General features: G+C 45.4%; 15 protein-coding genes. 3 read left to right on the top strand and 12 right to left on the bottom strand.

The genetic code is table 11. The features are described 5' to 3' along the window. Positions 1-25 precede the first annotated feature (25 nt). Genes parE through nudF form a run of 5 tightly spaced genes read right to left on the bottom strand, consistent with a single transcriptional unit; the run spans position 26 to position 4,475 of the window. On the bottom strand, positions 26-1,912 hold the full coding sequence (parE, locus tag Q4Q52_RS13500) for a DNA topoisomerase IV subunit B (protein ID WP_106649494.1): 1,887 nt from the start codon (positions 1,910-1,912) through the stop codon (positions 26-28). Positions 1,913-1,968: 56 nt separating this feature from the next. Then, entirely contained in the window at positions 1,969-2,544 is a 576-nt protein-coding gene (locus Q4Q52_RS13495) for a YqiA/YcfP family alpha/beta fold hydrolase (protein WP_220592036.1), read from the bottom strand. 26 nt (positions 2,545-2,570) lie between these two features. Next, positions 2,571-3,410, bottom strand: coding sequence for a 3',5'-cyclic-AMP phosphodiesterase (gene cpdA / locus Q4Q52_RS13490; RefSeq protein WP_106649492.1), 840 nt, complete (start codon positions 3,408-3,410; stop codon positions 2,571-2,573). Between the two features lie 15 nt (positions 3,411-3,425). Beyond that, on the bottom strand, positions 3,426-3,866 hold the full coding sequence (locus Q4Q52_RS13485; protein ID WP_063882262.1) for a DUF1249 domain-containing protein: 441 nt from the start codon (positions 3,864-3,866) through the stop codon (positions 3,426-3,428). Between the two features lie 6 nt (positions 3,867-3,872). Continuing rightward, the gene (gene nudF / locus Q4Q52_RS13480; protein WP_311906836.1) at positions 3,873-4,475 is read right to left on the bottom strand and encodes an ADP-ribose diphosphatase; all 603 of its coding nucleotides are present in this window, start codon (positions 4,473-4,475) and stop codon (positions 3,873-3,875) included. A gap of 244 nt (positions 4,476-4,719) precedes the next feature. Here nudF and tolC point away from each other — a divergent pair, with 244 nt between their 5' ends. Further along, entirely contained in the window at positions 4,720-6,027 is a 1,308-nt protein-coding gene (gene tolC / locus Q4Q52_RS13475) for an outer membrane channel protein TolC (protein WP_063882267.1), read from the top strand. A gap of 88 nt (positions 6,028-6,115) precedes the next feature. On the opposite strand, the gene Q4Q52_RS13470 is transcribed toward tolC, so the two are convergent. The 3 genes from Q4Q52_RS13470 to Q4Q52_RS13460 are packed head-to-tail and all read right to left on the bottom strand — an operon-like array spanning position 6,116 to position 8,318. Beyond that, positions 6,116-6,853, bottom strand: coding sequence for a TIGR04219 family outer membrane beta-barrel protein (locus Q4Q52_RS13470; RefSeq protein WP_006086048.1), 738 nt, complete (start codon positions 6,851-6,853; stop codon positions 6,116-6,118). A 2-nt stretch (positions 6,854-6,855) separates the two neighbouring features. Then, a complete protein-coding gene (locus tag Q4Q52_RS13465; RefSeq protein WP_006086050.1) occupies positions 6,856-7,824 on the bottom strand; it encodes a DUF2333 family protein in 969 nt (322 codons plus the stop codon). 11 nt (positions 7,825-7,835) lie between these two features. Next, entirely contained in the window at positions 7,836-8,318 is a 483-nt protein-coding gene (locus Q4Q52_RS13460) for a copper chaperone PCu(A)C (RefSeq protein WP_006083030.1), read from the bottom strand. A 33-nt stretch (positions 8,319-8,351) separates the two neighbouring features. Between Q4Q52_RS13460 and Q4Q52_RS13455 the strand changes: the two genes are divergently transcribed. Continuing rightward, entirely contained in the window at positions 8,352-9,089 is a 738-nt protein-coding gene (locus tag Q4Q52_RS13455) for an enoyl-CoA hydratase (RefSeq protein WP_006083031.1), read from the top strand. A gap of 138 nt (positions 9,090-9,227) precedes the next feature. Here the strand turns inward: Q4Q52_RS13455 and Q4Q52_RS13450 are convergent, their stop codons facing one another. The 3 genes from Q4Q52_RS13450 to dusA form a co-directional block, all read right to left on the bottom strand. Further along, entirely contained in the window at positions 9,228-9,428 is a 201-nt protein-coding gene (locus Q4Q52_RS13450) for a PspC domain-containing protein (protein ID WP_006086052.1), read from the bottom strand. A 144-nt stretch (positions 9,429-9,572) separates the two neighbouring features. Further along, a complete protein-coding gene (locus Q4Q52_RS13445) occupies positions 9,573-9,863 on the bottom strand; it encodes a hypothetical protein (protein WP_006086053.1) in 291 nt (96 codons plus the stop codon). Between the two features lie 209 nt (positions 9,864-10,072). Continuing rightward, entirely contained in the window at positions 10,073-11,092 is a 1,020-nt protein-coding gene (dusA, locus tag Q4Q52_RS13440) for a tRNA dihydrouridine(20/20a) synthase DusA (RefSeq protein ID WP_012088300.1), read from the bottom strand. 121 nt (positions 11,093-11,213) lie between these two features. On the opposite strand from dusA, the gene Q4Q52_RS13435 reads away from it, so the two are divergent. Continuing rightward, positions 11,214-12,278 (top strand): site-specific integrase, encoded by a 1,065-nt coding sequence (locus tag Q4Q52_RS13435; protein WP_012088299.1) that lies wholly within the window; start codon positions 11,214-11,216, stop codon positions 12,276-12,278. Here the strand turns inward: Q4Q52_RS13435 and Q4Q52_RS13430 are convergent. Beyond that, positions 12,275-12,487, bottom strand: a complete 213-nt coding sequence (locus Q4Q52_RS13430; RefSeq protein ID WP_011847761.1) for a hypothetical protein — start codon at positions 12,485-12,487, stop codon at positions 12,275-12,277. The genes Q4Q52_RS13435 and Q4Q52_RS13430 overlap by 4 nt on opposite strands. Positions 12,488-12,497: the final 10 nt, after the last annotated feature.

Raw genomic sequence — 12,497 nt, 5'->3', positions numbered from 1 at the left:
TTGTTATCGGCAATAGTGCACAACATTAAAGTAAAGCCATGTCACCCTTATCTTCGAGCCAGTTTTTACGGTCCGGCGAACGCTTCTTAGCGAGCAACATATCCATCAAAGCATCTGTCTCTTCGATATCATCTATGGTCAACTGTACTAAACGACGGGTGTTCGGATCCATCGTTGTTTCACGAAGTTGTAAAGGATTCATCTCACCCAAGCCTTTAAAGCGGGTGACTTGTACCTTGCCCTTTTTATTCTCAGCGGCAATGCGATCTAAAATTCCCACTCTTTCGGCTTCATCTAAGGCGTAATACACCTCTTTGCCGATATCGATACGGAACAGTGGCGGCATGGCAATATACACATGCCCCTGTTCAACCAAGATACGGTAATGCTTCAAAAATAGCGCGCATAACAAGGTAGCAATGTGCAATCCGTCGGAGTCAGCATCCGCAAGGATACAAATCTTGCCATAACGCAGTTCAGAGATATCACTGCTATCGGGATCGCAACCAATTGCGACCGAAATATCATGGACTTCCTGTGAGGCTAACACTTGTGAAGCATCGACTTCCCAGGTGTTTAAGATTTTGCCACGCAGCGGCATAATGGCTTGAAACTCGCGATCGCGGGCCTGTTTCGCACTACCGCCCGCAGAATCACCTTCCACGAGGAATAACTCTCCGCGCATCGGATCTTGGCCACTACAGTCCGTTAGCTTACCCGGTAGAGCAGGCCCTGAAGTCACCTTTTTACGGGCGACTTTTTTAGCGGCCTTTAACCGACTCTGGGCGTTATTAATGCACATTTCGGCTAACGATTCAGCGAGTTCAGTATTGGAGTTCAACCAAAGTGAAAAGGCATCACGCACTACGCCAGACACAAATGCAGCGCATTGGCGGCTCGAAAGCTTTTCTTTGGTTTGGCCAGCAAATTGCGGTTCTTGCATCTTCACCGACAAAATAAATGCGGCGCGATCCCAAATGTCTTCGGGTGAAAGTTTAATACCGCGGGGAATTAAGTTTCTGAACTCACAAAATTCGCGCATTGACTCCAATAAGCCTTGGCGGAAACCATTTACATGAGTACCACCGAGCGGAGTCGGAATTAAGTTAACATAACTCTCGCCAATGGATTCACCGCCTTCTGGCAGCCAAGTAATGGCCCAATCAGCGGCTTCTAGCTGGCCCTTAAAACAACCGACAAACGGCTCATCTGGCAACCTTAAATTGTCGCCAATCGCCGCCTTCAAATAATCAGTTAGGCCGCTTTCATAGAACCATTCATGGACTTCATTTGTTTGTTTGTTGGTGAATTTGATCCGTAAACCTGGGCACAATACCGCTTTAGCCCGCAGCAGATAAATCAGTTTTGAATTAGAAAAGTTAGCCGAATCAAAATAGCTGGCGTCGGGCCAAAAATGCACTCGAGTCCCAGTATTGCGACGACCACAGGTCCCCGTTGGGCGTAACTCTTCAACCTTAAAGCCATTTTCAAATGCGATATCATACACTTGACCATCACGGCGAACTGTCACTTCGACACGGCGTGACAGCGCGTTAACGACCGAAATCCCCACACCATGCAAACCGCCAGAGAACTGGTAGTTTTTATTCGAAAATTTACCGCCAGCATGCAATTTGGTTAGGATTAACTCGACCCCAGGAATGCCTTCTTCTGGGTGGATATCCACCGGCATACCACGGCCATCATCGGTGACTTCGAGGGAGTTATCTGTATGTAGAACAACTTCAATTTTAGTCGCGTGACCCGCCAATGCTTCATCGACACTGTTATCTATGACCTCTTGGCCCAAATGATTTGGTCTGGAGGTGTCGGTATACATACCTGGACGGCGTTTAACAGGATCGAGTCCGTTGAGAACTTCAATGGCGTCAGAGGTGTATTGATTCGTCATAGGGCACGCTATAAGTTATTGTATCCGGCCATGTTGCGGCTCGGCATGTCAGTTTGTCAAGGTAAGTGTAAAAATTGGCTTACAGTTTGCAGATGCGATTCGTAGCCAACAAAACTGTGATCGCCTCCCGCTTCAATTCGTAATTGGCAGTGATGGTACTTATTGAGCGCTTCGCGATAATCCAGCACTTCATCACCCGTCTGCAATAATACCAAAAAACGATCCGGATTGCGGATAACAGCCGTATTAAATTCAGCAACTTCCCGCTTATGCTCGGGCACGACAAGATAATGCTGTTCGGTATAGGGATTAAATTGCGGCCCCATAAACTCATCAAACAATTCAAAGGGTTTTACCGCTGGATTGACTAACACAGCCTTGCCGCCATAGGTTTCGGCTAAATAGCTGGCAAAATATCCGCCTAAGGATGAGCCTATGTAAGTTAATGGCTCATTGGCATCGACAGCCGCCTCAACATAAGTGGTTAACAGTGCCATGGCAGCCTTGGGCGTATTGGGTAATTGCGGCTGATAAAAGGTCACACTCGGGTGATACTGCGCCATGTACTCAGCCGTCATCACAGCTTTATCTGAAAAGGGTGAGCTATTAAATCCGTGAATATAAAGCAGCATATTTCCTCAGGCTGCGGTTATTCGCGTTAATAACCGCTAGAGTTGTTGTCGGGGGAAAAATGGTTACCCGGTACGCGATACACTTTAGTGTTGATGCTACCATCGGCTCTCAACTCCAGCAAACGATAACCCGGTTGGACGCTATCCAAAGCAAAATAAGGCGATAACGGCTTAAATTGAATACAAGTGGAAGGCGTCGCCATTAGCTGCATGCTGCCATGAGGGCCATTATGATGGGTATCAATACATTGGTGTACATGACCCCAGAGTAATCCTTTGACCTGCGGATACTTTGCTACTCGCGCAATAAATTCGGCGCCATTGTCCATGCAGTGCTGATCCAGCCAAGTGCAATTCACGACAATGGGATTGTGGTGCATCACCAATAAAGTGTGACATTCGGGATGTGCGGCAATGGCTTTATCAATTAATTCGAACTGAGTCTCGGCCATATTGCCACCGGGCTTTCCCCGCACGGTTGAATCCAACATGAGAATTTGCCAGTTTCCGGCCAGAATACGCTGCTGTCCAAAAATCTGTTCACCTTGCATGTGCAGATACATAATCCGCGGATCATCATGGTTTCCGGGAAGATAATGGCAAGGTAAACCAATAGGAGTGACGGCTTTCACAAATTGCTGATAGGACTCAGCCGAGTAATCTTGACTTAAGTCACCCGTGGCAAGCATCAAATGAGCGGGATAGTCCACAGCTCTAATTGTATTTAATACGGCAGCAAAACTCTTGCTAGTATTGACCCCTAATAGCTGAGCTTCAGGATCGGCAAAAAGATGCGGATCTGTGACTTGCACGATACGCACGCTTTCCCCTTCAGCTATGGAGTAAGAGACAGCCTCTTTCAGCACATTGAATACCCAATTCTAAGACTGGCACACGACACTATGGTGGTAACCAATCTTTAATAACTCTTCCAGGAATGCATTCACCTGGTGCTTTTCATCACTTTGATACATACGTACATTGGGATAATCATACACTGGGCGTAATTGGTAAATCTGTTGACCAGTTAACACTTCTGCTAATTTAGCATCGTGATAAATTCTCACTAACACCTTGGGAGTATTGATAAACTCCTTGATTGCAATGGGGCGTGATATCTCAACTAATTGAGTATATTTGGTATTTTCTAAAATTCGCACTACTAATATACCAAACTCACCTTCGAGTCGCCATGACTCACCGATAGCTATCTCTAACGGTAACCATTTCAACATGTAGCCATAATTTCGCCCGCACAGTGCGAGAAAGTCACTGACATTGGGTTTATAGCGTCGTTTTAGACTCGAAGTAGCCAAATTCATCCCAACTTAAACCAGTTGTTGATAGTTTAATTGTAACCATTGTAATCCAATGACGGTCGACGCATTATCGATCTCGCCCGCAACCACACTATGATAAGCTTGCTCGCGGCTTAGGACATGCAATCGAATATCTTCGTGCTCTTCAGCTAATCCATGCAATCCTTGAGCGTCGTTCGAATCAACATCGGCCCAATAGAAATAAAAACGTTCTGTGCTGCCACCTGGGCTGGCGAGATAACTATTCACACTGTGCATTTGCTTAGCGGCCAAACCGGTTTCTTCCATTAATTCGCGGTGCGCAACGTCCAGAGGCGTTTCTTCGGCTGCAATCATACCCGCGACCAACTCGAGAAGCCAAGGAGATTTAGTGGTTGCTAATGCAGGAAAACGTACCTGTTCGATAAGCACCACTTTATCTTGTCTGGCATCATAGGGTAGAACGACGACGGCATGACCCCGCTCAAACACTTCGCGGGTGACAGGTTTGCTCCAGCCGCCTGCAAACAATTTATGTTTAAAAGTGTATTCGTCCATTGAGAAAAACCCTTGATACAGGGATTTTTTTTCTAAGATCTCAATATCCGTTTGCGAAAAAACAGGGGGTTTCATACTCTATCCTTAAAAGTTGAATTTGCGCCTATAATCAAGGCAATTTGAGCACATTTTTAAAATAAAATCTGTTACACTTCGAATTTGACTTGAAAGTGTCAGAGTTCTTAGACTCTAGGTCATTAAGTTTTAGCTGTATCGGGAAGCGTCGGGAAGCGCAAACCGCCTTGGTAAAGGCATTACTTAGTCTAAACGAAGTTAAAATATTCCTCCGTGGGGGGATTTTGTCTAATAAGGACAGCAAATGAAATTTAAGATCCATAATTTATGCGCAGCATTAACACTTGCGGCTTCCGCTTCAGCGGTACAAGCAGATGATTTGTTGCAAATTTATCAACAAGCACTGACCAGCGACCCGCTCGTATTACAAGCCCAAGCCCAGCGTAATGGTTTATTTGAGAAAATCGAACAAAACCGTGCTCCGCTATTGCCAACCATTAGTGCAAACGTCGGTTATGACAAAGCTTGGAATGATCCTAAGGATGATTCAAGTGGTCTAGTGGGTAGCCTGAAATTAAATCAAGTGATTTATGATCATAGTGCTTGGGTCGGTTTAAGCCTTGCTGAGAAAGCCGCTTCTCAAGCAGATTCTGCCTATGCTTCAGCATTACAAAACTTGATTACTCGTATCACTACAGCCTATTTCAACGTATTAACGGCGAAAGATAACTACGAGTTCCAAGGTGCAGAAAAACGTGCGATCGAACGCCAACTTGAACAAACTAAACAACGTTTCGCTGTGGGTTTAACCGCCATTACCGATGTGCATGAAGCCCAAGCGCAATATGACTTAGCCTCAGCCACTGAAATTTTAGCTGAAAACACACTCGCTAATAGCTATGAAGCCTTACGTGAAATCACTGGCATCGATCACAAGACAATTAACGTGTTAGATACCAACCGTTTCTCGGCCGTTACGCCAGCGCCAACGTCGTCAAACGAATGGTTGAAGATTGCTGAAACCAATAGCGTCGATTTGATGACTCAACGTATCGGTAAAGATATCGCTCAAGAAACCATTAAGCTTTATCAAGCAGGCCACATGCCTTCTTTAAGCTTGAATGCAGGTTACAACAAAGGTCTTGAGCAAAAAACCGGTAATATCAATGAGCCTGACTTTGATAACGTCAGTGTCGGTGTCAACTTAAGCATTCCGATTTTCGAAGGCTTTAAAGTGAGCTCACAAGTTAATCAAGCGCAATTTCAATATGTTGAAGCGAGTGAAAAACTTGAGCAAGTTTACCGCGGTGTAGTGAAAAACGTCCGTAATAACTACAACAACGTAGGCGCTTCTATCAGCTCAATCAAAGCCTATGAGCAATCGGTTATTTCATCAGAAAGTGCACTGAAAGCCACTCAAGCGGGTTTCGAAGTCGGTACGCGTACTATAGTTGACGTATTGAACCGTACTCGTGACTTGTACGACTCAAAACGTAAATTATCAGATGCACGTTATAGCTACATCAACTCGGTCATTGCCTTGAAGCAAGCAGCGGGTACATTGAATGAAGATGACGTGATTGCCATCAACAATGGCTTAATTGCAGAGTAATCTCACTCTCGGTTCTCAGCTATAAAAGTTGTCAGATAAAAAAACCGCCGATAGGCGGTTTTTTATACTCAAACGCTAAATCAACAGATTAGAAGTTGATTTCAACACCTGCGAAGTAACCTTTAAATTTAGTATCGGCACTCACACCCGAGAAGTTACTCACGTCGAATAAAAACTCACGGTAGCCTACACGTACACGGGTATCGACAGCCAAACCATCGAACTGCCAACCTAAACCAATCGCATAGTCGTGAACGCTTGATTCATTTACGCCCTGCATCAAATCAGCAAAACCGTACAAGCCTAAGCCAGGCATACCCACATGCGTACTGGCATAACCCATCACAATGCCGCTATCGACATCTTTCTCTTCAGGGTGACCAGGGTCTTGCACGCGCAGTGAGCCATTCATTAACTTGTAAGCAGCACCGAGATCCAATGACACTATATCGTTATCCAATATTTCGTAATACAGCACGAAATCTGTGTTGCTCAGATCGGTATAAGCAGTCACATTACCTTTAAAATCATGACCATTGAAGTTGAAATCAGCACCAGACATGCTGCCTTTCTGATCTAAGCTATTTTCACGGATTTTAATATTAGGGACAAATGGCAATGGATGCTCAACCGCAATCCAGTAGCTACCTTGAGCCGATGAACTGTAATCAAATGTTTGCTGTGGTTGACCTCTATCGGCAAAAGTACCGCTAGTATCGGCGCGCCAGTAGTCACCGCCAATTGTGAAACCGACCACAGTGGCCGCTTGGGCTGATGTGGCCATGCATAATCCTAATACCGCACTGGCGAGGAGAGTTTTTTTCATAATTAACCTTGAGATAGCAAGTTCGTTAAATCAATCACCGCGGCATTCGCACGGGATACATAGTTAGCCATAACCAATGAATGATTAGCGACTAAGCCAAAACCGCTGCCATTAAGCACAACAGGGCTCCAGACAGTTTGCTGAGTCGCTTCCAGTTCACGAATGATCTGTCTTAGGCTCACTTCAGCATTTTTCTTCTTTAAGACGTCGGCAAAATCGACTTCAACGGCGCGCATAAAGTTCAGCAAGGCCCATGAAGCACCACGACTCTCATAGAAAACATCATCAATTTTCCACCAGCTGGTTTTCACCTGATGGCTTGCCAAGTTAGGCGTGGATTGACGCGCCGCATTATCGCCGGCTAAGTCGGTATTTAAACGCTCTTGGCCAACGCTGGCCGATAAACGTTGTGACATGCTGCCCAGACGCTTCTGTACTTCTTTCAACCATTCATTGAGGTTGTCGGCGCGGGCATAAAACTGTGCATCTTGATTGTTAGGGTCCATCATGCGAGCACGGTACAGCTTCAGCAATTTAATGGCATCGCGGTATTCGCTTTCGGCACTTGGCACTAACCAGCTAGTGTGATCGATATTGAGCTTAGATTGGGCTTCGCCTAAATCTTTATCCGCTGCCGATTGTGACTGCGAGCGACTAAACTCTTTACGCATAATCAAGGCTAAATCGCGGGCTTGTTCTAATGCGCCGTATTCAAATGCGGGCATGTTATCCATAAAGATAGAAGGTGGCATCACATCGTTTGATAACCAACCGCCTTGTTTATCCAGTAATGTTTCGACCGTGAGGATCAGCGAAGTGGTGGTTGCGTATCCGACCACATTTTTATCGGTAGCCGTCAATTGTTGAGGATTGATAGGATCGGGCTCGATACTCCACCATACACTCAGGCCATAACCGATTAATACTAAAAATAAACCGACACTGGTAACTTTTTTCCATGTAATTTGCATCAAGCGACTCCTTAATGATGGTGATGATGCTCTTGCTCAGCGGCGTTTTCTGCTTCTTTACTAACAGGCAGTGTAATCGCCATTTTCTCGCCATCGTCAAACTCTAATTGCAGTTCAACTTGCTGCTCTAACACCAATGGCGCTTTTAAACCTAGCAACATGACGTGATCCCCTGACGGCGTTAACGTTAATGCGCCATGGGATGGGATATCAAAACCTTCAACATGGCGCATCTTCACCATGCCTTGGTCTTCGATAATAGTGTGTAATTGGGCATCCTTTGCCACTGTAGTACTGACGCCGATAAGACGAACCGCTTTATCTGTGTGGTTTTCAAGCGTAAAGTAGGCGGCAGTATTTGGTACTGTCTCAGGCATGGCGCGTACATGACCTTCGGTCACTATCACGCTCGCCAACGCTGAAAATGATGCACAAGATAAAACTAGACAATTAAACAGCTGTTTGAATATTGGTTTCAATGTCTTAAACTCCATGTCTACCCAATGTCGTCGTAAAGGAAACAACCCATGAGTCATATACAGGTTCAGGATGATCAGGGCGTACGTATTATCAGCTTTAATCGCCCCGATAAACGCAATGCACTTGATCTTAATATGTATAAACAACTGACAGAATACCTGATCGAAGGTGAAGCAGACAACGACATTCGTGCCTTTATGCTCCATGGCCAAGATAATTGCTTCACCTCAGGCAATGATGTTGCAGACTTTTTGAAAAATAGTGACTTAGGGCCAAATCACCCCGCTGTACGTTTCTTATTTTGCCTGTTAGAACTCAAAAAACCGCTGGTTGCCGCCGTTTCTGGCGCCGCCGTCGGCATTGGCACAACCGTACTACTGCATTGCGATCTGGTATATGCCGATAATACGGCGAAGTTTCAACTGCCCTTCGTCAACTTGGCACTGGTGCCAGAAGCGGGCGCTAGCCTACTGTTACCAGAACTAGTGGGTTATCAAAAAGCGGCAGAGCTATTGCTACTCGGCGAAAGTTTTAATGCCGAGACGGCCCACAGACTCAATATGATCAACGAAATTGTGGCCCATGAAGACCTACTCAGTTATGCATTGTCTCAAGCTAAAAAGTTGGCAAATCAACCGCCACAAGCCCTACAAATCACACGTCAATTAATGCGTCCGCATAAAAATCGTGTACAACACCAAATGCATCAAGAATTAGAACAATTTAGCGCTAGGCTAAAAAGTGATGAAGCCAAGAGCAGATTTCAGGCTTTTTTGAAGAAGTAGTCTGCAAGCAGTATGCACATACATGTCGCATGAGGGTCAAAGTGCCCTCTTGTTGATAGGTTTAACACCCTATTTTTTAAAAAATTCTTTCAATTTTTCAATCAAGACAAGCCTCAAATATAAGTCATCACTGCGGACTTAAACGGGTCTTTTCCATTGATCAACTAACAGTGCTAAAACAAAGTAAATCAACAAACTCACGCCAGGCATAAATACCGTCGCGCCAGCCCACGCCACTCGAGTCCAAAAGCAAGACCAACCAAATTTCCATGCCATACCAGCGGCAACACCACACACTAATCGCTCTGGGCTCTCCATACGTGCTTTTACTCGTTTCATCTAAAACCTCGACTCAATAGATTGTAATTTATTTATCACTATGCCACTGAAACCAGCAAATAATGCCTGAAAACAACGCAAGACTAATTACAGGTAACAGTAGCAAAGTCATTAAAGGTGCTACAAACCACATAAGCAGATCCCCTACTTAGCGCTATATTCATCGGCACTTGCCGACTCACCTTCATTCTCAGCGCTTAAGCCAAGTTGACTGTTGAAGTCATAAATACTTTCAGCGAGTTGTGTTTGCAATGACATCACAAACTCACGCTTAGCACTGACTAACATTTCTTGTGTTTGGGTAGTTAGCGTTTGCTCAATGGTTCCGACAACATCCGATATTGGCGCGGCTTCTGCGTGTACTGCAACGCTACCGACTAACGCACCTAATAACACACTCATTTGTACTGATTTTTTAATGGTTAACGTAAACATGATGGCATCCCTTTCGATTAATTAACTTGACGAAAGGAGTATTACAAACTGCGTGCCAACTTATAAAAATATTTTTAAGATTATGATTTTAATCATTTTAAAAAATTTTATGTGGACAAGATGAGATATAGGGATGGATTGAAAAATAACAAGTGGTGAAAAATACTACTCAAATTAGTAAATTTCACCATCTTTTAAGTCGAGTGGAATTACTCTGTAACTTCAGCCTGAATATTCTGAAAGGCCTGCTTTACCACTTCTATCCCAGCGCCGTTTTTATGGGCATTTTCGCTCAAATAACGACGCCACGCACGGGCACCCGGTAAGCCTTGGAATAACCCGATCATATGGCGAGTAATATGATTAAGTCGCCCACCCGACTGCAAATGTGCTTCGATATAAGGCAACATAGCCTCAATCACATCCTCACGGCTGATCACCGCCTTTTGACTACCACACAATACTTGGTCCACCTGCGCCAGAATATAAGGATTCTGATAGGCCTCGCGTCCCATCATTACCCCATCGAGCTGTGCTAAATGGAGTTGCGCTTGCTCAAGTGTGGTGACGCCGCCATTAATGCCAATATTAAGTGTGGGATAATCGCGCTTGAGTTGATATACACGCTCATAATCGAGCGGCGGGATCTCGCGATTCTCTTTCGGACTCAAACCTTGAAGCCAAGCCTTACGGGCATGAATAGTAAAATCCGTACACCCTTTTGCACTGACCACATCGATAAACTGGGTTAAAAATGCATAACTGTCTTGTTCATCAATCCCGATACGTGTCTTAACAGTCACAGGAATATCAACCACTTGCTTCATGGCATCAACGCACTCAGCCACTAATTCAGGTTCAGCCATCAAACACGCGCCAAAGCGACCATTCTGCACTCGATCGGAAGGACAACCCACATTGAGGTTCACTTCATCGTAGCCACGCTCAGCCGCGAGTTTAGCGCAACGCGCCAAATCGACAGGATTAGAGCCACCTAACTGCAACGCCAAAGGATGTTCTTCTTGGTTATAGGCTAAGTAATCCCCACGACCATGCAATATCGCCCCAGTCGTCACCATTTCCGTATACAACAATGCATTAGCCGACATCAAACGTGCAAAATAACGGTAATGACGATCAGTCCAATCCAGCATGGGCGCAATGGAAAAGGTTCTATCGAGGGTTTTAGGCGCTAAACCTTGGTATTGCTGGGTTTTATCTAAATTCATTACAATCCGAAAAGTTAATATTTTTGCTAATTTTTGTACGTTTTTGCATGTTTTGCATTGCTCGGGGAACCTATAGTGATCCACAATGGATTGGACTGAGGGGTTCGGGGAACCAAAAAACATGGCATCTTATAGCATTCAAAAACGCGAAAAAGCCGACGGTACTGTGCGGCATCGCTGCCTAGTTCGTGTAAAGAAAAACGGCAAAATATTATACACGGAGCAACGTACCTTTACCAAATATGCCGCTGCCGAGGCATGGGGTAAAGATCGGGTGATTGATATTGAGTCAAACGGGTTTGCTACTGAGGATACGGCTCCTATTACATTGGGCAGCATCATCAGCAAAGCCCTGACAGATGAAAACATCGACAGCAGCATTGGTCGTTCGAAGCGCTTTTGTTTACGGCTGTTATCGGATTGCGATATTGCTAAATTGAATCTGACTGATATTAAGCCGCACCACATCATCGACCACTGTAAATTGCGACGCAGTGCAGGCACAGGGCCATCTACTATTGCAGTTGATGTAAGCGTGATCCGATGGCTGCTACGAATCGCTAAATCAAATTTTGGGCATGAGGTTTCACAAATTTCGGTTATTGAGGCTTACGATGCACTGTATAGCCAAGACTTGATCGCTAAATCGGGGAAGCGTTCGCGCAGACCGACTACGGATGAGATTGAGAGGTTAAAAGTTGGATTAGCTGCAAGAGCAGATCAACGAGCTGCGCATATTCCTTATATTGATTTGCTGGATTTCTCGATACTGAGTTGCATGCGTATTGGTGAAGTGTGCCGGATAACATGGGACGATGTAGATGAGGCACAAAAGGCCGTAATCGTTCGGGACCGCAAAGACCCACGTAAAAAAGCAGGCAACCACATGTTGGTGCCGCTGTTGGGTGGGGCGTGGGAGATACTGCAAAAGCAGCCGAGGAATGATGCACGGGTTTTCCCCTACAATGAGCGTAGCGTTACTGCAGGGTTTCAGCGGGTGCGTAACGAATTGGGAATTGAAGATTTACGCTATCACGACCTAAGGCGTGAAGGTGCCAGCCGTTTGTTTGAGAAGGGCTATAGCATTGATGAAGTGGCGCAGGTGACAGGCCATAGGAACATCAACACACTGTGGCAGGTGTATACCGAGTTATTCCCTAAGCGATTGCATGATAAGGATGTTTAAACCTCTATCTCCACAAATGGCAAGTCGGGTGCCGTCCCTAGCACCCTGCCATCTTGTACGTAGATGTGATCACCAACCGTTCCCGAGCCAATGGCGCGGATAGTGTGGCCGCTGGCACTGCTGGCGGTGACCGTTCCATCGGCGTTTACTGCAGCTACAGTCATGATCATCCGTGGCAGTACTAACGCTGTTTGAAGTTGTTTAAGCATGGTGCCTCGC

This window comes from Shewanella sp. SP1S2-4 (genome assembly GCF_031932075.1).
Lineage (GTDB): Bacteria > Pseudomonadota > Gammaproteobacteria > Enterobacterales > Shewanellaceae > Shewanella > Shewanella baltica.
The sequence above is the reverse complement of the archived record's forward strand: the minus strand, read 5'-3'. Positions and strand labels throughout refer to the sequence as shown.

Coding starts and splice junctions, on each gene's coding strand:
- tolC (WP_063882267.1), top strand. CDS start 4,720: ATGAAATTTAAGATCCATAATTTATGCGCAGCATTAACACTTGCGGCT.
- nudF (WP_311906836.1), bottom strand. CDS start 4,475: ATGAAACCCCCTGTTTTTTCGCAAACGGATATTGAGATCTTAGAAAAA.
- Q4Q52_RS13445 (WP_006086053.1), bottom strand. CDS start 9,863: ATGTTTACGTTAACCATTAAAAAATCAGTACAAATGAGTGTGTTATTA.
- dusA (WP_012088300.1), bottom strand. CDS start 11,092: ATGAATTTAGATAAAACCCAGCAATACCAAGGTTTAGCGCCTAAAACC.
- Q4Q52_RS13460 (WP_006083030.1), bottom strand. CDS start 8,318: ATGGAGTTTAAGACATTGAAACCAATATTCAAACAGCTGTTTAATTGT.
- Q4Q52_RS13450 (WP_006086052.1), bottom strand. CDS start 9,428: ATGAAACGAGTAAAAGCACGTATGGAGAGCCCAGAGCGATTAGTGTGT.
- Q4Q52_RS13465 (WP_006086050.1), bottom strand. CDS start 7,824: ATGCAAATTACATGGAAAAAAGTTACCAGTGTCGGTTTATTTTTAGTA.
- Q4Q52_RS13470 (WP_006086048.1), bottom strand. CDS start 6,853: ATGAAAAAAACTCTCCTCGCCAGTGCGGTATTAGGATTATGCATGGCC.
- Q4Q52_RS13435 (WP_012088299.1), top strand. CDS start 11,214: ATGGCATCTTATAGCATTCAAAAACGCGAAAAAGCCGACGGTACTGTG.
- Q4Q52_RS13430 (WP_011847761.1), bottom strand. CDS start 12,487: ATGCTTAAACAACTTCAAACAGCGTTAGTACTGCCACGGATGATCATG.
- Q4Q52_RS13455 (WP_006083031.1), top strand. CDS start 8,352: ATGAGTCATATACAGGTTCAGGATGATCAGGGCGTACGTATTATCAGC.
- Q4Q52_RS13485 (WP_063882262.1), bottom strand. CDS start 3,866: ATGAATTTGGCTACTTCGAGTCTAAAACGACGCTATAAACCCAATGTC.
- Q4Q52_RS13495 (WP_220592036.1), bottom strand. CDS start 2,544: ATGCTGCTTTATATTCACGGATTTAATAGCTCACCCTTTTCAGATAAA.
- parE (WP_106649494.1), bottom strand. CDS start 1,912: ATGACGAATCAATACACCTCTGACGCCATTGAAGTTCTCAACGGACTC.